This window comes from Thaumasiovibrio clandestinus (assembly GCF_047250365.1).
Taxonomy (GTDB): Bacteria; Pseudomonadota; Gammaproteobacteria; order Enterobacterales; family Vibrionaceae; genus Thaumasiovibrio.
Window position 1 is genome coordinate 244,807 of the sequence record NZ_JBLBVL010000005.1, and the last position, 23,695, is coordinate 268,501.

Sequence of the window (23,695 nt, forward strand, 5' to 3'; positions counted from 1 at the left end):
TAACGGAGCTGATATGTTTGAGATCTTTACGCATCTTGCCAACTGGATGACTTACCAGCTATTCGCAATGCAGCGAGAGACTAAGCTTGCGGATGCGGTTCACTTTTTTATAGAAGACACAAGTAAAATCATGGTGCTCTTGGTCACTATGATTTATATCATCGCTCTGCTTCGCGCGTCTTTAAATGTCGAAAAAGTCAGAGATTACCTAGCGGGTAAGCGGCGTATTTTTGGTTATGTAACTGGGAGCTTTTTCGGTGCGATTACGCCATTTTGCTCATGTTCCAGTATTCCTGTCTTTCTTGGTTTTACATCCGCGGGTGTCCCATTGGGAATTACCATGGCATTTCTAATTACCTCGCCATTGATTAATGAGGTAGCTGTCTTACTACTGCTTAGCCTACTGGGCTGGAAGTTCACCATAATGTACGTGGTGATAGGCATGCTTATTGGGATATTGAGTGGCTGGCTACTTGATGTAATAAGAGCAGATCGTTGGCTACAGCCTTTTGCAGCGAAAGCGATGCAAAAGGCTCAAGCCCAGCTAAGTAATAATGGTAACCGCGAGCAAAATGCCGCTGATTCAACAATAACGTTGTCTTACCGACATCAATTTGCCAAACAAGAAATGGTTGAAATAGTCGGTCGCGTTTGGAAGTGGGTGTTTATTGGGGTAGGCATAGGCGCTGGTTTACATGGCTTCGTGCCTGATGGGTGGATAGATGCCCATTTAGGCTCTGGGCAGTGGTGGTCAGTGCCTGCCTCCGTATTGATTGGTATACCTCTGTATTCTAATGCGACTGGTGTTATCCCAATTATGGAGAGCTTGCTACGCAATGGCCTTCCGATTGGTACGGCGTTAGCATTTTGCATGAGCACTGTTGCTGCCAGTGTTCCAGAATTTGTTATGTTAAAACAAGTTATGCAGTGGCGATTGCTTGGGCTTCTCTTTGGCCTACTTCTAACCGCATTTACTGTTATGGGCTGGATATTCAACTTACCATTTTGGCAAATTTAGGAGCTGAAAATGAAAGTGTTTAAAGTTTTAGGTTCAGGCTGTGCTAACTGCGTTAATACCGCTAAATTGATTGAAAGGCTTGCATCTGAGCAAGGCGTTGAAGTGTCAGTTGAAAAGGTGACAGATCTTGAAACGATTATGAACTATGGTGTGATGTCTACACCGGGCGTTGTCATGGATGAAGAGCTCGTTCACGCAGGAGGAATACCAAAGCCAGACGTAATTTTAAGTTGGTTAAAAGGCTAAACATAACTGTTTAAACTGGGATAAGGGGGCATTAGCCTGAGATCTTTTTAGACCTAACGTAAAGTATGTAACCATAGAGCATTGGATATTGATGATGGCGTAACGGTCAATAAAATTGAGCCACAAGTTAATGGATTTAGTGGTGGGCAATGTTTCCATACTTAATAGATACCTTATGGCTGATGGGTTTTGTTGTGTTGTAACTCAGATATGCCAATCACAATGTGAGTGACCACTACCGGCGACAGCATACTGGCGTTGGGAATCAAACCAAAAGGGGCTGACACAATGTGTCAGCCCCTTCGACATTTTAGCTGTTACTCTGGAGCGAAAACGTTGGATTTACTCGTAATCAGACGAGTAAGTTTCTTCGTACGTGTGAGAGTAAAGTTCAAATAGGTTACCAAACGGGTCTTCTAGGTAGACCATTTGAGCTGGTTTATTATCATCTTCAGGGTGATAACGCATGATGTCCATGCGAACCTTACCGCCAAACTCTTCGGTGCGTGCAATCACGCCAGCAAAGTCATCGGTTTGTAGACAGAAGTGGAAAATACCCACACGAGAGAAATCAACGTCGTGACGCTCTTGGCGCTCTTTCATTTCGAACAGCTCTACACCAATGCCGTCATTTGTTAGTAGGTGAGCAATGTTAAAGCCTTTAAAGCCTTCGCCGAAAACAGCGATACACATACGGCCGATAGCGGTTTCGCGCTCTTCAACCACTTTAGTGTTGTTCATAACAATTTTAAGACCTAGCGCTTTAGTGTAAAACTCAACCGCTTTATCCATATCACCGACCATGATACCAATGTGATTCATCTTCATAACTTGCTCCAACTCAATGCTTATTTTGAATATCTAAGTGAATCGCATCTGTGATGCGTTTCGATGGGATGAGTATAGGGATGCGCGATCAAAATAAGAAATTATTAAAATTTATAAATTTAATAATTATTTGTTATGGCTTGGAGTGGTACGCATACCTTTATGCCGTCAACTATTTCTGGGCGGAACACTTACGGCGTTTTTCAAGCTAGTTATTGATTCGAATAGTCGTTGCATTAAGTCAACCCAAGAAAGTTCGTTACAAAATGTGTCGGCGGAGAGGTGTATTTTCGCCGATTTTATTATTGCTGCATTTTCGCTATAAGATCCGTTATTTTTAGCTTGAATATATTTATTTGGCAGGGTTTTTAGGCATTGTGCCGTTTTGGTGGGGCTCGTTTTCTGCCCGTCTGCTGTTGTTAACGTAGTCATTTGATGCCTGTAGTATGGGGGGAGATTAATTTGATAATAGAAAGGGATTTATGCACAAGTTTAGTTTTCCTATTGCGGAAGAAAACGGCACTGAGTTTAATCGGCTAGATGATTTTAGACGACTCTTTCGTGGTGTTACCTCTGGTCGCTTTGCAATATCTCAAGGTGCTGGTGGTTGGCACGGAGGGCTACATATTACCGACAGAGTGGCCAGTTGGCTTGGTGACACTCATCCAGTCAGAGCTATTGGTGATGGGCATGTTGTTGCCTACAGGATGAATGAAACGTATATCACCACTCAGTTTGCATCGCGTGACTTTAGGTTTAGTAATAATTTTTGTCTGATAAGGTACAATTATTTAAACCCAGAAAACCAAGAAGATAGCTTTGTGTTTTATTTGCTATACATGCATTTAAAGCCACACGGTGTTTTACGTATTAACTCAGAGGCTCATTATCGAGCTAAAACGAGGCGGGTTGTTTATCATGAGTCTGAAGACGGTACATATGTGTCGTATGCTATACCGCCGGGGAGCATTATCGTGTTCACTTCAAATGAGGAAAGCGACCGAACAGAAAGAGTTTATGATGGCGTTAATTATGAATGGATAAGCTGCTATCTTGCGAAGCTCGGTCCTAACGCAGACACTGCCACATTGGGTGATCTTGTTGGTAGATATGTTTGGATTGCTGCAAACCGTGCACAAGGGCAAGCTACTGATGCATTGCTAAATAGTAATTACGACAAGGTTGATTACTCTATTGGGTGGCACAGTCGAAGTGAAGAAGGGAATGACAGTGACATTGTAGAGACGGGAGAGGTGATTGTCCCTTCTGATCCCATTCCAGTTGAGTCTGGAGAGTCAATTGGGTATGCGGGGCTGCATGAGTTTCCGAAGGATTCAGATGGTAATTTGGGCTTTGATAATAGAGTTCACTTAGAATTAATTAGCGAAGACGAACCGCCAGTATGGTTCCTAAATATTCTTTCAGGTACAGATAATGATGAGCAAGCTGAACATGATTATCATGTAGTTGATGGGAGTGGCAGCAATGGAATATGTGAAGCTGCAAATAGCTTTTATTGTGACCTGCTGGGTCAAGTTCGATCACAGGAAGGTCGAAATATTACTGAAGCTGATCTTGCCATATATTTCAGTGGTGAAACTAACGAGTTGGAGAAAGCCGTCATTAAGCATCCAACAGAATGGTATAATCGGGCTTCAGCAGTGACGACCCTAGAGCAATTGATTAATAGTGATAGAGAGGAAAAGCACCGCCGATTTAGGCGATGTTTTCGCTCAGAAGAAGCATACCAAAATAGTCGAGATCACAATCTGATTGAGCAGATTTTTGATGAACAATTAGCACATGAAATAAGTCGAGCTGAAAATCTTGTCTGGATAGAGGACGCTGTATCTGCTGGTTTAGCGGGCTTTAGCACTGAATCTGATTCTTTAAGCTTGTGGCACTTATGGCCTCTGTCTCTTTATCATGTTAACCCCACTGGTATATCTAACAGGGTTATCGAAAGGGTGAAAGACAAACTGGAAGAGTATGAGGGGCGAATTTCGCATATGTATTTGGACTCGGAAGGCTATGTGACTATAGGGGTAGGACATTATATTTCCGATGTTGATAGTGCGATTGAGCTTTCAATGATTGTTGATGAAACTGGTCTTGAAGCGACAGAGCAAGAGATTGAGAACGAGTTCAATACTATTTTAGGGCAAGGACAAACAGGAGATCGTGGTGCGAGATACTATTCTCGATTTGCTTCTCTTCATATTACTCGAGAAACGATGGATGAACTGACAGATGAGCACCTTCAGGAGTTTCAGAGAGGTCTAGAAGTTATTTATGGTGCAGAAGAGTTGTATTCCTATCCTGCCGATGTGCAAGTCGCTTTATTTGATATGATATTTAACTTAGGTCAAACTCGTTTGACTAATGTATTCGTTAACTTTACAGCACATATAAGGGCGCGAAACTTCCAAGCTGCGGCGTTGGAAAGTAGGCGTCCACAATTGGGTGATGCCCGAAATGACTTTGTAAGAGAATTATTGGAGAATGCTGAATAATGAGAATTTGTATTAAGTATATCTTGATGTTGTTGCTTTTTTTTACGTCGTTTGTGACTGCGGAGCTGCATAGTGATATCTATATTAACCCAGTACACTCCATCAATGACTGGCTGGATAAGCCGATAGAAATTTCTGAAAAATCTGGTGTAATTGAAGCGATAACTGCAGATTGGTTCCTTGGTCTCAGTTTGAAGGACCCTGATAATGTAGAAGATGTCATAGAGGTCAATAATTGTCGAGAGCTCATGAGTGCATACTTAGCAGGTCGGAGAGGGATTAATTATCGTGAACAGTTAACCGTAGTGAATTTGATGATGGTATGTCACACGTTGGAAATTGCATCTAAGTTGGAACCCGCTAAGGTCAGCTATCTTGACAATATTGTACTTGATATGCACTTTGCCAAGATTTCTCCTGCCTCGTTGGGTTTACAGATTTCTAGGGAAGATATAGAAAAAGCAAGTAAGCTTGAGACATGGAACGATTTTGGTAAGTTTGAGCGGGTTAAAGTGAGAAGTGAGCACTCAGCTTCCTACTATGATCATATGAAGGGCATTCAGAATGCTACAATAGTTGCGACTGGTGATTTTGATGGTGATGGTATCGAGGACTTAGTTTTGTACGTCAGTAATTCTCTTATTGAGGGCTCCTATCGTTCCTATCATATATATGTTCTTACTCGTGATAGTGAAGGGGCTAAATTAATATTAATTGATGAGCCCAATTTGCTTGGGTCCTACTAGTGCTTGATATTATGAGAACATTGTTGATTATGTCGGTATTGCTAACATCTTTTTCTCTACGGCAGAGCAAATAGACGTATATGTATACCATGACCACCCCATTAACATTTGGCTTGAAGATCCCATCTCGTTTTAGTTATTTGAATGACTTGGTTCTTGATGAAAGCTTCACAGAGCTAGCGCCAGCTAATTTAGGCTTGCAGCTTTCGGTTCGAGAAGTCGAGCAAGTCAAGACTCTTTCAACATGGTCTGAGTATGTGAAAATAGAGAAAGTAGATATAAAAAATCCAAACGTAAGTGTTTTTTATGATAATAAAGGCAGCATTCAGCAAGTTGACATAATCGCAAAGGGCGATTACACCGACAATGGAATAGAGGACTTGGTTCTCTTTACTGGAAATGGTGTTGAAGGTGGGTCACATTTTTCATCTCATATATTTGTTTTGAGCAGAGATGAACCAGACTCAAAATTGGAGTTAGTTGAAGAGCCGCGCTTGTTGGATTACTGATTTTGAGAGTGTGTTGAGCTGTAATTATTAAGCTATGTCTTGTGATACTCAGTGTTCACCCTAATTGAAATTGTTTAAAGAGCTGCAAAAAGGGGCTTTCGCCCCTTCTATCAAACCTCAATTTCCAGCGATTTATACAACTCACTTCGGTGTTCGAGAAAGGCGTTTTCGCGCAGTTCGCCATACAGCTGAGTAAACGCACCGCCTAGGCTGTAACCCCACCAATCGCGGCTACCGCGTATCGCATAGCTCACAATAATAAAGTCTTTTAACAGCGTTAGTTCGTCATCGGAGAGCTATAGCACTTCCAATATCTGTAATAAACCACTAGGTATGAAAAAGAGGTCGTCAAAGCGGGATTAGCCGGGAAAGGCTGGGAGCTGGTGGGACGATGAAAGCCTGAAAGCGGCGTGTGCTCTGCGTTTAAGGTGAGTTAAACGTGAGGCTTTGATTGTGGGTAAGTGTGAATTTCTGCCACTTTTTATGCGTTTAAGAAAATTGGCTAGTTTGAAAAATCGCGCATTATGGAAAACGAGAGCAGAAATGTGTCCAACCCTTGGCGTGTTTCGTAGCTCGATGCATCCTGATGCCATGCTCAATGATGTAAGGTGGCGAACTTAACGCATACCTAGGCGTAAGCAAAGAGAGTGGGTTGCAATATTACCTCTATCAATTAGACAAACACGGCTATATCGAGCGTATTGACGGACGGTATCACCTCGCGACTGCCAAGCCGCCAAAGCGCAGATAGATGCGTGTATCGAACGCTGGACGCAAAACAGCAACGACCACATCAAAGCGTTAGTCGAACACGCCTTCAAGGTTAATAAACAAGGCCGAATCGATGTGAATCCGGTTCTTAGCCTTCGAGCGTTGGATATTGATGACGCCGACTGGCGTAACGCCATGGATGCCATTGCTGACAGCATATAAGTATCAGGGGTATGCAGTTATTTGCGCCTATACGAGCGTCAGGAGAGCGGTAGTCATCAATATTTACCCTTATATATCAGTAAGATGTAACGGCTAGCAGAAGAGCGCAGAGCGCTTGAGATAAGACAAACGCCCCGATGTTGGGGCGTTTTTTGTTTGGCCTAAGGCACAAAGCTAAGTGCAAGGTGTGAGTATGGCTCTTCCATTATTGCGGTTTAGCTTGCAAGTTATGTTACTCATTGAGTCGTGGTGTTCAGGCTAATGTTTACATGAGGTAGTGTTACTTTCAAATATTCAAAACAGCATGTTAAGGAGAGCCAATGAAAGCGTTGTTAATTAGTATGTTATTTCTGATATCACTACCTTCTTTTGCTTCGCCAGGGCAGATGCATTATGCGAAAGCTATACAAGTTGAAGTAAGAGAAGAGCCGTCTGAGTCAGCAAAGGTCAAGTTTGTTATTGCAGCCGGTAGAAAATTGGTGGAGTTTGACCGAAAGGGAAAATTTGTCTGGGTTGGTGTAGACAAATCGGGAGGACTTGAAGGTTGGGTGCTCATGGAGCATGTAGGGTCAACAGATCCTGATGGTCTAAAGTACTGAGTTCAGGATATTGACGATGCAGATTGCCGCGATGTAATGAATGCCATCGCCGACAGCATACAAGTCTCAGGGACATGCAGTTATTTACGCCTATACGAGCGTCAGGAGAACGGCAGCTATCAACAGATACTGTTAGATATCAGCAAGATTTAGTTGTGATGAAGGGCGTGTAGAACGCCTGAGATGCTACAAACGCCCCTGTGTTGGGGCGTTTTTAAGTTGTACCATCTTTGGCTTGAGCTGGTAACACGATACTGCCCCAAGGCGTGTTTAGAACGTAAGAAACCATCATGAGATTTATTTGTGCAACAAGCTGTTGCACAATTGTCTAACAGGTTGGTTCATGAATTATTTCGGCTCCATTTCGCGTTATAAGCCTATCATCCAGACTGTTTGATGCCGTCCGTGTTATAACTTATCTGAGCGACTTTCTTTGCCTGCAATGCTAAACTTTACAAAAATGTGTAAGGAAGCTTGGTCGATGCAATTTTGTGTTTTAGCTAGGTTTGTTCTCATAGGAAGTCAGCAGATACCTTAATCAAATAAACACAGAATGTGAGTAGCAAAACCCCACCTCCAATACGGTGAATATGATAATCCGTAGTCTGCTCCTTAGATACTCCTACCCTAAAATAGGAAAGAGCGAACATAACGCCTAACATTAATGTGAGCAGAGCCATAAAAGGGAGATCTCTGGTTAATACTTGCTCGGGAATAGAGACATTGTCACCAAGTAATGCTGGAAACGCTATCACACCCAATAAATTAAAGATATTCGATCCAATCACTGTGGCGAAAACGATATCATACTTTTTTTGTCGCACTCCTGCTATTCCCGCTGCTAGCTCGGGCAAACTGGTACCAAAGGCAACGATTGTTAGCCCAATAGTAAGTTCGCTTAACCCCGCGGCTTGAGCTAATTTAACAGCTCCCCATACCATCAACCGAGACGAAGTTAATAATAACAACAGCATGACCAAGCTCTCCCAGCCGGCACGTTTTTTTGTTAAGGGTAAAAACTCGAATTCATCGTTAACTACCTGATATTGCTGTACTGATTTTGCTAGGTAAAAACAATATGTAGATAACCCAAGCACCAATATCAGACCATCAATCTCGCCGAGATTACCTTTTAACATCAACGCTGTACATAACACTATGGAGATGGCTAATATTGGGAATTCTCTTTTTACAAAACGCTGATGTGCTCGAATTGGGGAAATCAGGACACAAATGGATAGCACAACTCCGATATTAATGATGTTTGAACCAATACCGTTGCCAATTGCTAATTCATTGGAATGATTAAGAGCCGCTACAAATGAAACAAGCAGTTCTGGCGCAGATGTGCCAAATGCAACCACAGTCATCCCAATGAATATAAGAGAAACATTACAGTGTTTAGCATATGTTGCCGACACAGAAATTAATCGGTCTGCGCTAAATGATAAGGAAACAAATCCTAAAGATAGTGCCAATAATGGCAGAATTAAAGCGGTCATATGATGATAGCAAGAGGGCTATTAAAACACGAACAACCCCACACTAGCCCTCGCAAAGTGTGTGAGTTGTTCGAGTCTCGCTTGGTAAACACTAAAAAGTGTTACTGGTCGCACCATGACGTGTTGTCAAATATGTTGATACAACCTTTTACGTGTTTATGACGCAAAATAGCTACTCCCTCAAACGGTAGGCAAAACTAACATATGATGTGTCAAAGTCAATACATTATTTGACTCCGTCATAACATTCACATTTCCATAACCAAGTGTTTCTCTGCTACGTTACAAACTGCTTTGTGCTGCGAGCACTCAGTTTACATACCAAAGCCTGAAATATGTAGATTCCACATAATCCCTAACTCAGAAATGTCCAAAAACGCGCTGAAAAGGGGCTTTCGCCCCTTCCATTAAACCTCAATGTCTAGTGATTCATATAGCGTGTCTCGGTGTGCAACAAGGTCGCCTTCGCGTAATTCACCATAGAGCTGAGTAAAGGCTGCGCCAAGGTTAAAGCCCCAACAATCACGCCCCCAAACCAGTCGTTTAAAATGAAAAGTTTTTTAAACCTCGCGGTTTCTTACATTTTTGTAATAAACCACTAGGTATGAAAAAGAGGGTGTTAAAGCGGGATTAGCCGGGAAAGGCTGGGAGCTGGTGGGACGATGGAAGCCTGAAAGCGGCGTGTGCTCTGCGTTTAAGGCGAGTTTAACGTGAGGCTTTGATTGTAGGTAAGTGTGAATTTCTGCCACTTTTTATGCGTTTAAGAAAATCGGCTAGTTTAAAAAAAGAATCGGATCATCGATCCGATTCTCTACATTTTTGAAAAATCGCGCATTATGGAAAACGAGAGCAGAATGGGATCGTTACTGCTTATAAGAAGTCCGTTGAACGCTGCACCACTTGACCAATAATGCATAGCTGATCGAGGTCTGTTGCTGGCACTTCTATCGATGCATATTCCCGGTTGTCACTGATAAGGCGAAGTGAGCCGTCATAGCTCTTTTGAATGCGCTTTGCATATAGCTCATCCCCCAAGCGTACCACAAAGATATGGCCATCAATTGGTTTGACTGACTCAAGGTTTACCAACAACGAATCATTGTCTTTGATAGTCTCTTCCATTGAATCGCCACGAGCAAAGACAACGGCGAGCTTTTCTGGATTAAGCCCTTTGTAATCTAAGTACTTCCTTCGAAAAGCTAAGAAGCGTTTAGGTTGTTGGTCTAAGGCATTACACCCATTTCCAGTAGAGACTTGAATGTGATAGCCGGGAACAAGAGCAAACTCTTCTTCAAAATCCGGCATAGCAGCAGGTGTCGTACTGACATACATACTATCTTGAGAATGATCTTCAAAAGGTTCTTTGTTACCTGTTCCCATCGCAAACCATTCCAGCTTGGCATTACATGCCTGACAGATACGGATTGAAATTTCCAAGCTAGGTGCTGTTTCAGCTTTCAAATATTTCCTAATCGCCGTCTCAGAGACGCCAATATCTAGTGCAAAGCTTCGCACAGATTGCGAACCAATAAGCTCTTTCAACCGTTCAGGAAGCGATCCTATTTTGTCCATTAGAATGGGATCGCAGATCCGATTCTCACTTGCCGATCCCTTTGAATTTTTATTACTTTCCATATCAATGACTTATGTCTTGTTGCATGTATGCATGCGTATTTTTCGAGTCACATCACTGCGTTGGTGTTGATGTGCGAACATATGCGATCTATTCTCTGTTTAAAAGTTCGCATGACGAACATTTAAACAATTATTGTCCGTTCGTAATGCGAACATTTATGGAGTGTAACTGATCCCATGTCGATAGTCACCGCCCTCGAAATCCGTGCAGCCCTGCTACAACAAGGATTTACTTGTCGAAGTTGGGCGCTTATTCATGGCTTTAACCCGCGCACAGTACAAAAATGCATTAGCACTTTTAAGCGAAGTGACTCGCGAAAAGTTCGCGGAATAGTTAGCACCCGCATCCTTTATAGACTGTCGCAAACCCTAGAGGTAGATCTGCTAGGGACAGATTATGAATATTGAGTGGTTCACCGCAACCCAATTAGCAGGATTGCCGGGTTTGCCTAAATCATCACGCAACATTCGCATAAACGCACAGCGTGGTAATTGGCAATCAAGACCGCGAGTGAAAGGTAAAGGGCGCGAGTACCATCTATCGAGTTTACCAGAACAGACACAAGCTCACCTTGCCAAGCTAGAAGCCAAAAGCCGGGTCTCTGTTACCGAAGCAGGGCAGACCGCCGCCCTTGATATCGTCCAACTGGAAAGGTTGGAGCAACAAACCAAGCAGCAGCAACAGGCAAAGAAGTCGAAATCATTACAAGCCTTTCAATCGTTGCCACATCAGCAACAGAGCAAAGCCAACGCTCGTATGATCATATTGCAAAAGCGGGAGATTTACCTGCAACCCTACCGTGATATTAATCGGCTTACTGACGGCGAAAAGCACTTTGATGAAGCCTACAAAAAACAGCGCTTAGGGTTTGAAGATTGGATCTATCAGCAGGTGCCGAACACCACTTGGCAAACCTGCCGTCGCTGGCTCAAAAGGCTCGATAGTGAAGGGCTTGCATCTTTAGCCAATCAATATGGGCAGCGCGAACGAGCGGGAATTATTGAAAGCCAACCTGATTTACACAATTACCTGTTTGCGGTTATCACAGGTAAGCCCCACTTAGCAGCGCGACCTTATGTCTTAGAGCGGATGATCAGTGAAAAGCGAGAAGACTATCCGCAATGGAAGATGCCTAGCCCGTCGTCAATACGCCGTTGGTTACTGAAATGGAAGCGCGACAACGGTGCAGCGTTCGCTTACCTCACCAACCCCGATGCGTACAACAATAAACACCGCCCCCTTTACGGCAAAATGTACCCTTGGGTGCAAGCGCCTAATGATTGCTGGGAATTTGACAGTTCCCCAACCGACGTACAGCTGCAAGTTGAAGGCAAATTAGTACGTTACAGCATCATCGCGGCCATCGATGTTTATACCCGTCGAGTAAAGCTGTTGCTCTCACCAACATCAAACTCAGAAGGGATTTGCCTACTGCTACGCAAATGCTTATTGGAGTGGGGGATCTTAAATGATGACGGTTTAGCGCGAACCGATAACGGCAGTGATTATGTCTCTAAGCGCGTCACAGCAATCCTCCACATGCTAGATATAAAGCAGTCTCGTGCCAACGCATTTTCAGGGTGGGAAAAACCATTTATTGAACGGTTCTTTGGCACATTAAGCCAAGGTTTATTCGAGTTGTTACCCGGCTATATTGGTCACAGCGTGAGTGACCGCCAACAGATAGAAGCCGCCAAAGCCTTCGCCAAGCGAATCGGGGAAGGTAAGAAGCAAGCAGAGCAAGAAGCGATAGAACTCGCCCTTAGTCCTGATGAATTAGAGCAAGTGATCAACGACTGGTTAGAACATCGCTACCACAACAAAGTACATGGTGGGCTAAAAGGGCATACCCCTTTCCAGCAATACGCTAACAGTCGCTATCGCCCTAAGCTAGTCCCAGAAGTTCACAGCCTTGATTACCTGCTCAATTACGTTGGCGATGCCAGTGTGATACGCGGCGGAGTGAAGACGGGCGGCATTCGCTATACCGCCCCAGAACTCATGAATCCAGAACTGGATCGTAAACGAATGCGAGTCTTCCTCGATCCGAAAGATGTGGGACGCGCCACCCTGTACCCCCTTGATGATTGGGATACCTACATCGAAGCCATTAGTGACGAATGGGTAGGGCGCACTATCGATCCCGCAGCCTATCGAGAGCAGCGCAAACAATACACCAAATCACTCAATCAACTGCGTCGCGATGCCAAGCGTTTTCAAGCCGAATTTGGCATTAATAACCAGTATGCCAGCGCCCTTGCCGCTGATAAGGCGCGTAACAATCTGGCGACGCTCCAATTGCCCGGAGAGATCACCGATAACCCTGCGCTCAGTGCATTAAGCAATACCCAATCCGAGAAGCCCAAAGGATACAGCGAGCAAGAGATTGAAGCGTTGGCAAAACAACGTGAATTGATGGCGCAGAAAGAGCAACAAGTAAAGCAGCAGAGTCGAGTGCTATTTCGCAGCATGGAAGAGAAAGCAATCTACCTTGCCAAGCAATCACAAACCCGAGAACTCACCACCAAAGAAAAGGAGTTTATAACCGAATTCACCCGCAACAATCAGGTAGGCAAAGCGCTTATCGAAAGAGAAATGGCACGAAGCCGCCAAGCATAGCGTGCCATTAGAACATTCGCAAAAATGCTCATGAGGAGTGTAACAATGAAAGCTGTCGTCGCACCAGTAAAAAACGTGTCGTCTACCCAGATCGCATTTAGCGCACTGGTTAAACGTTCGTACGGCGTGCCGGGCATAGGACTATTGCACGGTACAACAGGGTTAGGCAAAACCACCACCACGACTTACCTCTACAACCAGCTAAACGGAATTTACGTTAGCGCAAGAGCAGAGGACACCACCGCTAGCATCACCAGTCGCATAGTTGAAGAGCTGGGTTCATCTCCGCGCCGTGGCATCAACAAAAACATCGACTACATCATCGAACAGATGAGTATGCATGAGCGCCCACTGTTCATCGATGAGGCCGATTATCTGATGAACGATGTCCGCACATTAGAGACCATCCGCGATATTTACGACGGCACAGAGGTGCCAGTGATATTGGTCGGCATGGATCAAATTGCCCGTCGTATCTCAACACGCAAGCAGTTTTACAACCGCATTTCAGAGTGGGTGGAGTTCCAACCCGCCGATCTCGAAGACGTGCAGATTATGGCAGAGCACCTGTTAGACGATGGGATATGTGTCTCCGATGAACTATTGGATCACCTCCGTCATCAGTCGTGTGGAGAGATGCGCCGCATCACTATCGGGCTAAATAAAATCGAGACACTAGCCAAAGCCAATGAGCTAGAAATCGTCACCTTAGCTGATTGGGGCGAGCAAGTTTTCCATGGCCTAAGAGCGCCCACTGTTTGATAGGAGGCTGTATGTCGAAACGCCGTTTGGCATGGAGGTATATCTGCCATTTCGACACCACGCCATTTAAGGGGAAGCAGTTGATGCAAGCCGTTGAGATGTCAAAAACCCAGACACAATCCTTCATTCGTTTATTGCTTAAACAGGGACGCATAGCGCTATACGACAAGGGAGATTGCTTTATCAATAATCGTTATCAGCTGGTGGATAGAACCCCACCAACAAGGCCGAATACGACGAAGAGCAAGCGCCCTTGTGTTAGGCAACGCATCTGGAACTCATGCCGCATCATGAAACGGTTTAGCTTATTTGATGTGCGCAGCACCGCAATGGCAGGAAGAGTCACGACTACCCGCTACCTGCGAGCGCTAGAAAAGGCGAGTTTTGTGCGTCGAATCGACGTGCAGGGCGAAGAGTGTTACCGCCTTAATCTCAACTCAGGCGCACAGCATCCCGAGATCCGCAAAGATGGCGTGTACTGCCCGAACAGACAAGTGCTTTACCCCTTTAAGGAGGAAGCATGACAGATACAGAGTTAGTTCAAATCTTACAACAAGAGGTAGCCACCACGGGACAATCGCAGAGCCAATTAGCCCAGCGACTAGGGGTTAGTACCTCCTTACTCAGTCAGGTACTGCGTGGAATTTATCCTGGCAACACCGACAATTTAAAAATCCGCGTTAAAGGCGTCATCTTACGTCAAACCGTGAGCTGTCCGGTCAAAGGAGAGATTTACATCCATGAGTGTGCATCTCATCAAGAGAAGCCATTTTCATCGGCCAACCGTGAGCGGGTAAAGATGTATCGCGCATGTCGGTCAGGTTGCCAGCATTCCCGCTTAGAGGTCTCAGTCAAAGCGCCTCAATTGGGGAGCCAATGCACCAGCGAAGAGATGTACAACTTGGCCGATCAACTCGCCTATCTCAAACGTACCGCAGAAGGTGATCCCGCAAGGCTTAGTCAGGGGTTAGAGAAAGAGTTAAGCCGCTTAGCTGCACGTTACAACCAACTGTTATGGAAACAGAATTATTCAAGGAGAGAGCCATGAACACCCAACAAACGAGCGAGCAGGAGCGCCGCCGGAAAGAAACACTGACGGCGAAAACTATTTCAAAACTGACACGACATGGATACACCGTCTTATCAGCAAAGGTCTTTCTCGCCAAGCCAATGATTGAAATCAAAGGCGATGCAAGGTTGGTCGGCGGCGAAGAGATCACCGTGGGGACACCCCAAAACCAAAAGCTCATTCGCGCCAGTGCGCTTGATGGCTGCTTAGTGACATGGAGAGTTTAATGAATAATAGCCAACAAAAAGCGAACACCCTGAGTCGAGTAAATGCAGAAATGTGTCCAACCCTTGGCGTGTTTCGTCGCTCGATGCATCCTGATGCCGTGCTCAATGATGTTAGGTGGAAAACGAATCAACCAGTCAGCCAACCTGACACTGTAGAAGACAGAGAACGCCGAAAGTTACTCGTTGACAAAGTCAGCGATAAACTCACCTTGCAAGGTTACGAAGTGCTCTCATATCGGCTCTATAAGGTAAAGCCATTGATTCAGGTTGCACCCGACTCAAGGCTACAGGAAGGCGATGAGATTATCGTGGGCAATTTGGATTACCACGTTTTGATGCGCTCGATTGAACTCGATGGCTGCTTGGTTGCATGGAGGATTTAAGAATGTATCGAGCCATATGGGAAGCCCTTAAAAATACGCCAATGAAGCGCGGCAAACTTAACGCATACCTAGGCGTAAGCAAAGAGAGTGGGTTGCAATATTACCTCTATCAATTAGATAAACACGGCTATATCGAGCGTATTGACGGACGGTATCACCTTGCGACTGACAAGCCGCTGTATTGTCCTTGCTCGCGTTGTGGGCAAATGGTGTTGAGCTGGCAATTAGATGCCAAAGCACGTGGCAAATGCTGCCACCCTAAACGGTATTTACGTATTGTGAAAAAGGCGTTTCCACCCAAGCGTTACCATGCACTGCCAAGCCGGGTTTTACAATGTCCATTTAGCCAGCAAAGCATCGCCGTTCTGTTTCCAAACAAGGAATTTACCAACAAGGAGTTAGCATGAATGATCACCATATACCAACTGGCTTTCGCCGTAATTCTCTTAATCATTTGGTGCCAGAGAGCCAAATAAAATCAGTCGACCGTTTGCGTGATGACGTGGTGCTATCCGTCATCGAACGTGCCAAGGCATTGCAAAAACATCTTGCGATGTTTAAGGCACAATCGATGACGAACATCAGCGATTTTGTTGACCTCAGTGCCGAGGAATACGGCGTGAATTGGGGCGGTGCAAAAGGTAACGTGACCTTAATGTCATATGATGGCCGTTACAAACTGATGCGCGCTGTTGGTGAGCACCGTGTGTTTGATGAACGTATCCAAGCCGCCAAAGCGCAGATAGATGCGTGCATCGAACGCTGGACGCAAAACAGCAACGACCACATCAAAGCGTTAGTCGAACACGCCTTTAAGGTTAATAAACAAGGCAGAATCGATGTGAATCAGGTTCTTAGCCTTCGAGCATTGGATATTGATGATACCGACTGGCGTAATGCCATGGATGCCATCGCCGACAGCATACAAGTATCCGGGACATGCAGTTATTTGCGCCTATACGAGCGCAAGGAGAACGGCAGCTATCAACAGATACCGTTAGATATCAGTAAGCTGTAAAGGTTAACTGAGGCGTGTAGAGAGCCTAAAGATACGATAAGCGCCCCTGTTGGGGCGTTTTTGTTGGGTTCAGAAGTTATACCTGTCACTCATAGAATAATGGGTCATAAGCTTGCAAGAACTTGAAAAAGGCCTTGTCGATTTTTTTGTGTAGAGCGTTTGTTGTTCTTGGGTGAGATTCTTTTGTTGAGATTTGTGGCAGTTCGTCATCATCGAGGCGAATTCTCTTACGTGTATCTTCGATCACATTAAGAGCCTCGTTGTGAGTCCGGGGTATTTCATGGGTTGCCAGTACACACACCGGTAGGTCAAACCGTCCGAGAATAAATTGAACGATCTCATGTTGTTTTGAGGTTAGTTCGTTGTTCGTTAACATTGACTTACGGGTTGCAGTTACGCTGCCATCATCGTTTTCTTCGACAACGCCAAAGACAACCATGTCATCAAACAGCAATACGATATCAGTGCAGACATCGATGCGTCCTTCAACAATGCGAAAATTTGAGTCACTGATACGTGAAAACTGGTCGATTACCTCCGTCTTAAGTTCAGCCAGTGTTTTTACTTTTTTGCGCTCAATGAGTCTTTCAACATAGTGGCGAGAATAGGTATCTTTAGCATCAATCGCAATGCGTGTCCCAAAACGCTCCAGCGACATGGGATAGTAGGCATACTCGATATATAGATGCCCGTGCTCAACATGCAGTAGTAAGCAAAACATGACGTTCCCATAATACTTTAACTTAGTGATTATTTTGGGTTCAAAGTGATTTGTGCGAGCATAGTGACGATGTAAAAAGTTGTAGAACGAGGTTGGTCTAGATGTGGTGAGCCGTCGACAGACCTCAGCATGCCCTTCAATGATCTCGCGTTGTAGTTTGCTCCAAACTACCTTTGCTTCGTTTGCTTTCACTTACACCATTCCTTAGCTTTTCCCTAGAGGGCTTTAATGATGCCCCAGTCACGTTGTTGCTAGAAATGTTCTATGCGGAACTACGACGCACTCTACAGTTGTACCTTGAATAGTGGTGCAACGCTTTAACGGTTTTTGCCCCAAGGCGAGCGTTAACTGCGCACCTTGGGACAATGAAAGTAAGTTGATTTTTCCCGTTAAATCTATTTACAAAACCAATAGATACAAGGTCAAATTTGACGTGCCACTACACTTTTCACTCTTTCAGAGTTACTAGCGTCACAGTTCCTGAAAGAGTATCTCGATACTGTTAATCCTTATTACGCATACAGGGGTATTATGCTGTAAACCGCATAACTAATGTATTTGCGCTCGGAGTACTAGCAGGTCTATGGATAAAGCACTGAAACCACAGCTTGATAATTCGGCTGAAATCAAGAGTATCTTGAAAGAAGTTCCTTGTAACTTTCGACTACCTGATCAGCGTATAGTTAACACGCTGCTGGTCTATTTGCCGTGTCATGAAGATGGTAAAATTAGCCTCAAAGAGTTTTTTGAATTTGTTAGAAAAGGGATACTCCAAAACTTTGTTTTTTCCTGCAAGGAGATAGAGAAGAAGCTCGGTATGCAGAGCACTACAGCTATGGAAGATTTGTTTGATAAAGCATTAAGGAAAATTAGTAAACATACCGCTCAAGGTGAATTAGGAGAGCTGCTCCTCTTTACTTTGCTTGATGTATACCTGAAAGCTCCAAAACTACTAAGTAAAGTTTCTATGAAAACTGTTCCTACAATGCCTGTTTTTGGAGCTGACGCAGTGCATGGTCAAATGGTTGATGGTGAGTTCAGAGTTTATCTTGGGGAATCTAAGCTGTACCAAAGTTTCAAATCAGCTGCTTCAGCAGCAGCTTCTTCTATGGTTAGTGCAAAGAGTAAGTTTGATGTGGAATTTGACTTGCTTGATAGTCATATGGACTTTCCAAACTTAGACTCAGAGTTTGAAAAGACTATTTTGGATGTACTTAATCCTTACACCACTATAGACAGCGCTAAGAAAATACATTCCCCATGTTTTATCGGTTTTACTCAACCAGATGTTATTTTTGAGAATGATGTTGATTATGTCGAAGCATATAAGAAGGTTGCATGTCAGTATGTAGGGGACTTTTTCAATAAGGTGGAAGGTAAAGGTCTTGAAGCGGAAGAGGTAACTTTATTAATGCTCCCATTTACATGTGTTTCTGAATTAGTTGATGAATTTATTTCTTATGTTGGTATCTACAAATGAGTGAGATAGTTGAGAAAATAACCCAAAACATACTTTTCAATGCTGATTTTATTAAAGATAGAGAAAGCTTGTTTGTCGGATATGTAGATTTTTTATCAAGTACCCCTAAAGCTTTTGATAAATCACTTGCAAAGAGACTTCTCACTTCAATCCAATACTTTTGCAAGTCTAGTGATGCAGAAGTTCGAAAAGAAGGTGCTATCCTACTAGCAATGTTACTTGATGTAGCTAGTAAAGAGTTTCCTGATATTATTCCTATAGCTCAGAACATATTTGTTGAGTCTGGAGATTTTCCTAATATTTCTCTGTTAGGGCAGAGGTATCCTGAAATTAAATTTGATCTTGGGTTTCATACTAATGCTAAGTTTGATTTTAAGATGGAATTGAATTCAGTAACAGAATTAGATTTCCCATTAACAGACTTTCAAAGGCTGCTGTGGAAGAACTTAGAGTCGGATGAAGATGTCATTACCATTGCCCCAACTTCAGCAGGTAAGACGCATATAATACTAACTTATCTAGTTAGAGAGGTTGCTAATTCAAGTGGATCATTTGCCGCAATAGTTGTTCCTACAAGGGCTTTAATATCTGAAGTATCAAGCAAGGTCTATGAAATAGCAAAAGGCATGGGCCAGCATGAAAAAATAGATATATGCACTATCCCTAGAGATGACAAGGAATTCAATGAAAAGACAATTTTTGTGATGACACAAGAAAGGCTTTATGAATTGATTCAACGTGGTGATTTAAGCTTTAACTATCTTTTTATTGATGAAGCACATAATATTTCCGATAAAAGCCGAGGCGTTTTATTACACTTAACGCTAGAGAAAATTCTAGAAGATAGCCTTCCCCAGATAATTGTAAGTATGCCATCAGAAAGTTATCAGAATGCTTTTACTTCAGTTTTTGAAGGCATAGATTTTCACAAAGAAATCACGAAGCATTCCCCCGTGGCAAAGATACTGATGTCAGTAAAACTATCAGGAAGAAATATAGAGATATCAAGGATAAAATCAGATCATATAGTAAAGATAGCTAAAAGATTTACTGGAAAAAAACTAGCTGATACTGTTATTAGATTAGGAAGTGGACAGAGTAATATAATCTATAGAAATAAGACCAATTACTGTGAAGACGTTGCTAGAGATATTTCAAGTAGAATAGAAGAGTTTGAGGTTACCGAGCCTTTAGAAGAGGCAGCTGATTACATTGAACAATTCATACATGAAGACTTTACATTGGCAAGTAATCTGAGAAAAGGTGTCGCTTTCCACTACGGCCCTTTACCAAGCTCCGTTAGAGTAATGATTGAGAGTTTAGCGAAAGAAGGAGAAATAAAATATATTGCTTGTACTAGTACTTTAGCTGAAGGGGTGAATCTACCCGCTAAGAATTTATTTTTACAAAACCCAATCCAAACAATCATAGGGCAACCTTCAGAGCGGCTTGAAGATGTCAAGATAAACAACATTACAGGTCGTGCAGGAAGGATGTTAGAACACTTCTCTGGAAATGTTTTTCTGATAGAACCTGATAATTGGACATTCAAAGATTATTTTGAAGAAGAAGAAGAAGACAACAATAAAATACCAACTTATTATAAAACACTAAACGAAGAATTAAATGATGTAATAAAGGCCCTCTCTGGTACATACCCCCACAATGAATCAGACCAGTATCGTTTTTATACAATTGCTAATAAATTGATTAGAGAATTTTCAAATGATGGACTAGAAAATACGGTTAATTCTAAAGAGTTAAATTTAGATAGCTCATCTATTGATTTTTTAGTTAAAAGTGTAGATGGCGCTTTTCGATCACTTCAAGTAGCCCCCTTTACATTAGAAGCAAATCCAACTGTTGGCTATATTCAGCAAAATAAACTATTTAATTTTTTAGAAACAATAGAAAGTTTTGATGACTGGATCTTACCTCATCCCAAATCTCCAGAACTATATGGTTCGTTAAACAAAGTAGCTAAAAAGCTAAATGAGCTAGGAGTGTATATCAACAGTGACGAATATAGTATCGACTATATCACATTGATTTCTTCCAAGTGGATCTCTGGAAAAAGTCTAAAAGAAATAATTTCAGAGCAGATTAAGTGGGATAAGGAAAATCTTGGAACTCGTAACGTCAATAAGTCGGTTAGAAATGTTATCAAGGTAATTAACAATGACGTAAGGTTCAGGTTACGTAATGCAATTAGCTGTTATCATTTGCTATTGACGAATAAAATGAGACAAAAGTCGATTGACAAGACAAGTGTTAAACTACACAACTATCTTGAAATTGGCGCATGTGATGAAAAAATGGTTAGTTTGATAAACATAGGGCTATCAAGAGAGGCGGCTAAAGAAGTAGAGTTGTGCCTACCTCTTGAAATGGTAGATATTTCAATCTATCAGCTGTTAGCAATGTTAGATAGCAATCAATTAGATATGCTACATCCCATAACTCAAAAAGAAATTAGGACTCTAGCTAGCTAAATTTTTAACGAATCGTACGCTGAGTTTAACACTTTTAAGGAAGTACTTTGATCTATGTACTTACTACGGAGGTTAAGCTCGGCTTTATGGTTCATAAATGCATTTCCGAAGTCTAAACTCACCTTTCTACCCTCATTATCTAACCCTTTTACTTTTAAAACGGTACAAGCATCATTCTCTGAGAGATAATTTACAATCTCTATTAAATTTTGTTTGGTAATTATGCTTTCTGGCTCGTCACTACAATCTAAATCTAATGATAGTTGTATGTTGTTCTCAATATATGGTGCAGAGCTTAAGTTTTTAATTAGTTGGGGGGCGTCATCAGATACATCAGATAGTGACGAAGAGTTAACTTTAAAGTGTAGGCTGCTATAATCTGGAAGCTCTCTAAGCTTTGAATATTCTTTTTCTTTTGGTATGAGTGATAGACTGATATTTTCATTTCTATCAGAGTTGAATTGCTCTAACGCAAATTTAGCGGCACTCTTTAAGCTTCCAATTGGGCCTGTAGTAAAGCCAAAAATAATTTTGTGCTTTGGCAATACGCTAAAGTAGTATGGATCGCCTATTATACCTTGATTGATTGATAAACCTGTTATCTCCCCATCACGAGTGGCTTTTGTTTGCCAAGTGTTTCTTTCTTTAACCACAGATATTATATAGTTATTAGTAGTGTCTGATATCGTTTTGATTAAGTGCTTTGTATTTCTAATTGTTATAATTCGAGAAGAAGAAAGCTCTTCGCTACTGATAGAGTAATTAGCAGGAAAATTTTCGAAGAATGAAGCACTTGCATCTATAGAAAAAAAACGGACAGTTATACATTTTTTTATTTTGTTCATTTTAACTCCGATCGAAAATTAAATGCTGTATTAATAAACAGTATTTTAGCATGTGGTTAATAATAACGGAAGTTATACAAACGTAAAATAAGACTTACACCACTGAATCTTAGCCTTTTTCTTCGTTACTGCCCTTCGTTCGGTTGTTTCTTAAGTAGTCACATGTCCGTCAAAAGGTCAGAAGTGCGTATAGTCGCTGACTTGATAGACACCTTTTAGTTAAACTTCGACTTTCCAAACCTGTATTTATTCCTCATAGCCAATTGAGCAAACCCCTTGATACAGAGGTGCCCCAAACTGTGTTACTAAAGGGGCTTTCGCCCCTTCCATTAAACCTCAATGTCTAGTGATTCATATAGCGTTTCTCGGTGCGCAACAAGGTCGCCTTCGCGTAATTCACCATAGAGCTGAGTAAATGCTGCGCCAAGGTTAAAGCCCCACCAATCTCGGCTATCACGTATAGCATGGCTAACCACAACAAAATCTTTTAATAGTGTTAGCTCGTCATCAGAGAGCGATAGCACTTCCAATATCTCATCGTATTTCAAGTGCAAGATCTCGTTGGTAACGTCTTTAATTTGATCACGAAACTTGTAACTCTCATCACCACGCGTGTACTGCTCTAGGTTGCTAATGAGCGTTTGGCATGCCTCTAACTCTAACGTCGCCTCGTTTACCGCTTCACGCGCCGCTGGGATGTCGTCAGGATGAATCACGCGGCGTAATTCATTCTCCATTCGCTCAAGAGTGATACATAGTCCCGGCTCTTTGCTGCGTTCATACGCCAGCATTTCAAGCTTGTTGGCAACATCGGTCTCGTATTCGCTTAATGCTTGGCGTAATTGTGTTAACTTTGCTTGTAGTGCGTCCATTGACATGGGCTTAGTCCTTTTTGCTGCTGGTGGTAGAGTGGCGCGTTATACTTCTGGCGAACGCGTTGTGTGTGAGTTAGGCGCAATGCAATATTGCGCGCATGAAAGCGACGTTTAACCGACATCAGTGCAACTCTCTTGAGCGGCGCAGCTCTACGCGACGTGCTTTGTACATGTCTTCGATAATGCGGTTGATACGACGGTTACTCAGGTCGTAGCGAGCCGCCAAAATGGTGGGAGAGACTTTACCTGCTTGGCTAAATATCTCGTTGTTACGCAGCGCTTGCTTGATTTTTACCCCTTTTGGGAGGTAGATGTCTCTACCACCAAAGTAAACCGCTAGAGCTAGCACCATGTCTTTGGCTGTTTCTTGGCGGGTAGGCGTATCAAGGTCAATGTTTGAGGTTTCGATTGCGTTTAAAAGGCAGTCGTAGAGCCGCACTAAGGTTGTTGGCCATTTGGCTTGGTCGCATGGATAGCCTTGGCTACGTAGTGCATGTTGCTCTTTAACGATGGTGCTGATTTGACGAATAGAGAGCTGATAGCGCTCTGCGGTCTCTTGAGCACCCAGTGATTGTCGCTGGTGGTAAATTTCGCTGTTGCGAATCGCATTGTCTATGCTGATTCCTTTCGGCAGGTAGATATCTTTACCGCCGCACTGCTCAGAGAGCGACAGC

General features: G+C 43.0%; 26 protein-coding genes and 1 pseudogene. 18 read left to right on the plus strand and 9 right to left on the minus strand.

Annotated elements, in window-relative coordinates; all coding sequences use genetic code 11:
* Positions 1–13 precede the first annotated feature (13 nt).
* Together ACKLNH_RS10035 and ACKLNH_RS10040 are read left to right on the plus strand one after the other, a co-directional pair.
* The gene (locus tag ACKLNH_RS10035) at positions 14–1,018 is read left to right on the plus strand and encodes a permease (RefSeq protein ID WP_413112111.1); all 1,005 of its coding nucleotides are present in this window, start codon (positions 14–16) and stop codon (positions 1,016–1,018) included.
* A gap of 9 nt (positions 1,019–1,027) precedes the next feature.
* The gene (locus tag ACKLNH_RS10040; RefSeq protein WP_413112112.1) at positions 1,028–1,264 is read left to right on the plus strand and encodes a thioredoxin family protein; all 237 of its coding nucleotides are present in this window, start codon (positions 1,028–1,030) and stop codon (positions 1,262–1,264) included.
* A 342-nt stretch (positions 1,265–1,606) separates the two neighbouring features.
* Here the strand turns inward: ACKLNH_RS10040 and ACKLNH_RS10045 are convergent, their stop codons facing one another.
* Positions 1,607–2,092: a VOC family protein gene (locus tag ACKLNH_RS10045; RefSeq protein WP_413112113.1), complete on the minus strand. Its 486-nt coding sequence runs from the start codon at positions 2,090–2,092 to the stop codon at positions 1,607–1,609.
* Positions 2,093–2,574: 482 nt separating this feature from the next.
* On the opposite strand from ACKLNH_RS10045, the gene ACKLNH_RS10050 reads away from it, so the two are divergent.
* The 3 genes from ACKLNH_RS10050 (at position 2,575) to ACKLNH_RS10060 (ending at position 5,860) form a co-directional block, all read left to right on the plus strand.
* Positions 2,575–4,605: a hypothetical protein gene (locus ACKLNH_RS10050; RefSeq protein ID WP_413112114.1), complete on the plus strand. Its 2,031-nt coding sequence runs from the start codon at positions 2,575–2,577 to the stop codon at positions 4,603–4,605.
* A complete protein-coding gene (locus ACKLNH_RS10055; RefSeq protein ID WP_413112115.1) occupies positions 4,605–5,351 on the plus strand; it encodes an FG-GAP repeat protein in 747 nt (248 codons plus the stop codon). Before ACKLNH_RS10050 ends, ACKLNH_RS10055 begins: the two co-directional genes overlap by 1 nt.
* Before the next feature lie 89 nt (positions 5,352–5,440).
* Positions 5,441–5,860, plus strand: coding sequence for a hypothetical protein (locus ACKLNH_RS10060; protein WP_413112116.1), 420 nt, complete (start codon positions 5,441–5,443; stop codon positions 5,858–5,860).
* A gap of 110 nt (positions 5,861–5,970) precedes the next feature.
* Here ACKLNH_RS10060 and ACKLNH_RS10065 read toward each other — a convergent pair whose 3' ends face one another.
* Positions 5,971–6,114: a hypothetical protein gene (locus ACKLNH_RS10065; protein ID WP_413112117.1), complete on the minus strand. Its 144-nt coding sequence runs from the start codon at positions 6,112–6,114 to the stop codon at positions 5,971–5,973.
* 484 nt (positions 6,115–6,598) lie between these two features.
* Between ACKLNH_RS10065 and ACKLNH_RS10070 the strand changes: the two are divergent.
* The 3 genes and pseudogenes from ACKLNH_RS10070 to ACKLNH_RS10080 all read left to right on the plus strand — a co-directional run.
* Positions 6,599–6,793 (plus strand): annotated as a pseudogene (locus ACKLNH_RS10070) (DUF3164 family protein); the annotation flags it as partial.
* A gap of 320 nt (positions 6,794–7,113) precedes the next feature.
* Entirely contained in the window at positions 7,114–7,392 is a 279-nt protein-coding gene (locus ACKLNH_RS10075) for an SH3 domain-containing protein (RefSeq protein ID WP_413112118.1), read from the plus strand.
* A 9-nt stretch (positions 7,393–7,401) separates the two neighbouring features.
* Positions 7,402–7,545: a DUF3164 family protein gene (locus tag ACKLNH_RS10080; protein WP_413112146.1), complete on the plus strand. Its 144-nt coding sequence runs from the start codon at positions 7,402–7,404 to the stop codon at positions 7,543–7,545.
* A gap of 359 nt (positions 7,546–7,904) precedes the next feature.
* Here the strand turns inward: ACKLNH_RS10080 and ACKLNH_RS10085 are convergent, their stop codons facing one another.
* Positions 7,905–8,894: a calcium/sodium antiporter gene (locus ACKLNH_RS10085; RefSeq protein WP_413112119.1), complete on the minus strand. Its 990-nt coding sequence runs from the start codon at positions 8,892–8,894 to the stop codon at positions 7,905–7,907.
* A gap of 870 nt (positions 8,895–9,764) precedes the next feature.
* Complete coding sequence (locus tag ACKLNH_RS10090; RefSeq protein ID WP_413112120.1) at positions 9,765–10,529, minus strand: LexA family transcriptional regulator; 765 nt, start codon at positions 10,527–10,529, stop codon at positions 9,765–9,767.
* Between the two features lie 397 nt (positions 10,530–10,926).
* Between ACKLNH_RS10090 and ACKLNH_RS10095 the strand changes: the two genes are divergently transcribed.
* From ACKLNH_RS10095 to ACKLNH_RS10130, 8 genes are read left to right on the plus strand one after another with little or no spacing between them, the layout of a single operon-like run.
* The gene (locus ACKLNH_RS10095) at positions 10,927–13,149 is read left to right on the plus strand and encodes a DNA-binding protein (protein WP_413112121.1); all 2,223 of its coding nucleotides are present in this window, start codon (positions 10,927–10,929) and stop codon (positions 13,147–13,149) included.
* Between the two features lie 45 nt (positions 13,150–13,194).
* Positions 13,195–13,911, plus strand: a complete 717-nt coding sequence (locus ACKLNH_RS10100) for an AAA family ATPase (RefSeq protein WP_413112122.1) — start codon at positions 13,195–13,197, stop codon at positions 13,909–13,911.
* An 11-nt stretch (positions 13,912–13,922) separates the two neighbouring features.
* Positions 13,923–14,435 (plus strand): hypothetical protein, encoded by a 513-nt coding sequence (locus ACKLNH_RS10105; RefSeq protein WP_413112123.1) that lies wholly within the window; start codon positions 13,923–13,925, stop codon positions 14,433–14,435.
* Entirely contained in the window at positions 14,432–14,959 is a 528-nt protein-coding gene (locus ACKLNH_RS10110) for a helix-turn-helix domain-containing protein (protein ID WP_413112124.1), read from the plus strand. The genes ACKLNH_RS10105 and ACKLNH_RS10110 overlap by 4 nt, the downstream gene beginning before the upstream one ends.
* On the plus strand, positions 14,956–15,207 hold the full coding sequence (locus ACKLNH_RS10115; protein WP_413112125.1) for a hypothetical protein: 252 nt from the start codon (positions 14,956–14,958) through the stop codon (positions 15,205–15,207). Before ACKLNH_RS10110 ends, ACKLNH_RS10115 begins: the two co-directional genes overlap by 4 nt.
* Positions 15,207–15,590 carry a hypothetical protein gene (locus ACKLNH_RS10120; protein WP_413112126.1) on the plus strand — a complete coding sequence of 128 codons (384 nt, stop codon included), beginning with the start codon at positions 15,207–15,209 and terminating at the stop codon, positions 15,588–15,590. Before ACKLNH_RS10115 ends, ACKLNH_RS10120 begins: the two co-directional genes overlap by 1 nt.
* Positions 15,591–15,592: 2 nt before the next feature.
* The gene (locus ACKLNH_RS10125) at positions 15,593–15,997 is read left to right on the plus strand and encodes a hypothetical protein (RefSeq protein ID WP_413112127.1); all 405 of its coding nucleotides are present in this window, start codon (positions 15,593–15,595) and stop codon (positions 15,995–15,997) included.
* Positions 15,994–16,608: a DUF3164 family protein gene (locus ACKLNH_RS10130; protein ID WP_413112128.1), complete on the plus strand. Its 615-nt coding sequence runs from the start codon at positions 15,994–15,996 to the stop codon at positions 16,606–16,608. The genes ACKLNH_RS10125 and ACKLNH_RS10130 overlap by 4 nt, the downstream gene beginning before the upstream one ends.
* Before the next feature lie 85 nt (positions 16,609–16,693).
* On the opposite strand, the gene ACKLNH_RS10135 is transcribed toward ACKLNH_RS10130, so the two are convergent.
* A complete protein-coding gene (locus ACKLNH_RS10135; protein WP_413112129.1) occupies positions 16,694–17,521 on the minus strand; it encodes a hypothetical protein in 828 nt (275 codons plus the stop codon).
* Between the two features lie 391 nt (positions 17,522–17,912).
* Between ACKLNH_RS10135 and ACKLNH_RS10140 the strand changes: the two genes are divergently transcribed.
* Together ACKLNH_RS10140 and ACKLNH_RS10145 are read left to right on the plus strand one after the other, a co-directional pair.
* On the plus strand, positions 17,913–18,809 hold the full coding sequence (locus tag ACKLNH_RS10140) for a Hachiman antiphage defense system protein HamA (RefSeq protein ID WP_413112130.1): 897 nt from the start codon (positions 17,913–17,915) through the stop codon (positions 18,807–18,809).
* Positions 18,806–21,301, plus strand: coding sequence for a DEAD/DEAH box helicase (locus ACKLNH_RS10145; RefSeq protein WP_413112131.1), 2,496 nt, complete (start codon positions 18,806–18,808; stop codon positions 21,299–21,301). Before ACKLNH_RS10140 ends, ACKLNH_RS10145 begins: the two co-directional genes overlap by 4 nt.
* On the opposite strand, the gene ACKLNH_RS10150 is transcribed toward ACKLNH_RS10145, so the two are convergent.
* The 4 genes from ACKLNH_RS10150 to ACKLNH_RS10165 form a co-directional block, all read right to left on the minus strand.
* Positions 21,298–22,146, minus strand: a complete 849-nt coding sequence (locus ACKLNH_RS10150) for a hypothetical protein (RefSeq protein WP_413112132.1) — start codon at positions 22,144–22,146, stop codon at positions 21,298–21,300. The two genes, ACKLNH_RS10145 and ACKLNH_RS10150, sit on opposite strands and share 4 nt — an antisense overlap.
* 329 nt (positions 22,147–22,475) lie before the next feature.
* Complete coding sequence (locus ACKLNH_RS10155; protein WP_413112133.1) at positions 22,476–23,024, minus strand: hypothetical protein; 549 nt, start codon at positions 23,022–23,024, stop codon at positions 22,476–22,478.
* Positions 22,994–23,143: a hypothetical protein gene (locus ACKLNH_RS10160; protein ID WP_413112134.1), complete on the minus strand. Its 150-nt coding sequence runs from the start codon at positions 23,141–23,143 to the stop codon at positions 22,994–22,996. Before ACKLNH_RS10160 ends, ACKLNH_RS10155 begins: the two co-directional genes overlap by 31 nt.
* The coding region (locus tag ACKLNH_RS10165; RefSeq protein ID WP_413112135.1) for a Mor transcription activator family protein at positions 23,143–23,695 on the minus strand (553 nt) is incomplete at its 5' end. The genes ACKLNH_RS10160 and ACKLNH_RS10165, both read right to left, overlap by 1 nt.

Coding starts and splice junctions, on each gene's coding strand:
- ACKLNH_RS10035 (WP_413112111.1), top strand. CDS start 14: ATGTTTGAGATCTTTACGCATCTTGCCAACTGGATGACTTACCAGCTA.
- ACKLNH_RS10040 (WP_413112112.1), top strand. CDS start 1,028: ATGAAAGTGTTTAAAGTTTTAGGTTCAGGCTGTGCTAACTGCGTTAAT.
- ACKLNH_RS10045 (WP_413112113.1), bottom strand. CDS start 2,092: ATGAAGATGAATCACATTGGTATCATGGTCGGTGATATGGATAAAGCG.
- ACKLNH_RS10050 (WP_413112114.1), top strand. CDS start 2,575: ATGCACAAGTTTAGTTTTCCTATTGCGGAAGAAAACGGCACTGAGTTT.
- ACKLNH_RS10055 (WP_413112115.1), top strand. CDS start 4,605: ATGAGAATTTGTATTAAGTATATCTTGATGTTGTTGCTTTTTTTTACG.
- ACKLNH_RS10060 (WP_413112116.1), top strand. CDS start 5,441: ATGACCACCCCATTAACATTTGGCTTGAAGATCCCATCTCGTTTTAGT.
- ACKLNH_RS10075 (WP_413112118.1), top strand. CDS start 7,114: ATGAAAGCGTTGTTAATTAGTATGTTATTTCTGATATCACTACCTTCT.
- ACKLNH_RS10085 (WP_413112119.1), bottom strand. CDS start 8,894: ATGACCGCTTTAATTCTGCCATTATTGGCACTATCTTTAGGATTTGTT.
- ACKLNH_RS10090 (WP_413112120.1), bottom strand. CDS start 10,529: ATGGAAAGTAATAAAAATTCAAAGGGATCGGCAAGTGAGAATCGGATC.
- ACKLNH_RS10095 (WP_413112121.1), top strand. CDS start 10,927: ATGAATATTGAGTGGTTCACCGCAACCCAATTAGCAGGATTGCCGGGT.
- ACKLNH_RS10100 (WP_413112122.1), top strand. CDS start 13,195: ATGAAAGCTGTCGTCGCACCAGTAAAAAACGTGTCGTCTACCCAGATC.
- ACKLNH_RS10105 (WP_413112123.1), top strand. CDS start 13,923: ATGTCGAAACGCCGTTTGGCATGGAGGTATATCTGCCATTTCGACACC.
- ACKLNH_RS10110 (WP_413112124.1), top strand. CDS start 14,432: ATGACAGATACAGAGTTAGTTCAAATCTTACAACAAGAGGTAGCCACC.
- ACKLNH_RS10115 (WP_413112125.1), top strand. CDS start 14,956: ATGAACACCCAACAAACGAGCGAGCAGGAGCGCCGCCGGAAAGAAACA.
- ACKLNH_RS10120 (WP_413112126.1), top strand. CDS start 15,207: ATGAATAATAGCCAACAAAAAGCGAACACCCTGAGTCGAGTAAATGCA.
- ACKLNH_RS10125 (WP_413112127.1), top strand. CDS start 15,593: ATGTATCGAGCCATATGGGAAGCCCTTAAAAATACGCCAATGAAGCGC.
- ACKLNH_RS10130 (WP_413112128.1), top strand. CDS start 15,994: ATGAATGATCACCATATACCAACTGGCTTTCGCCGTAATTCTCTTAAT.
- ACKLNH_RS10140 (WP_413112130.1), top strand. CDS start 17,913: ATGGATAAAGCACTGAAACCACAGCTTGATAATTCGGCTGAAATCAAG.
- ACKLNH_RS10145 (WP_413112131.1), top strand. CDS start 18,806: ATGAGTGAGATAGTTGAGAAAATAACCCAAAACATACTTTTCAATGCT.
- ACKLNH_RS10150 (WP_413112132.1), bottom strand. CDS start 22,146: ATGAACAAAATAAAAAAATGTATAACTGTCCGTTTTTTTTCTATAGAT.
- ACKLNH_RS10155 (WP_413112133.1), bottom strand. CDS start 23,024: ATGTCAATGGACGCACTACAAGCAAAGTTAACACAATTACGCCAAGCA.
- ACKLNH_RS10160 (WP_413112134.1), bottom strand. CDS start 23,143: ATGTCGGTTAAACGTCGCTTTCATGCGCGCAATATTGCATTGCGCCTA.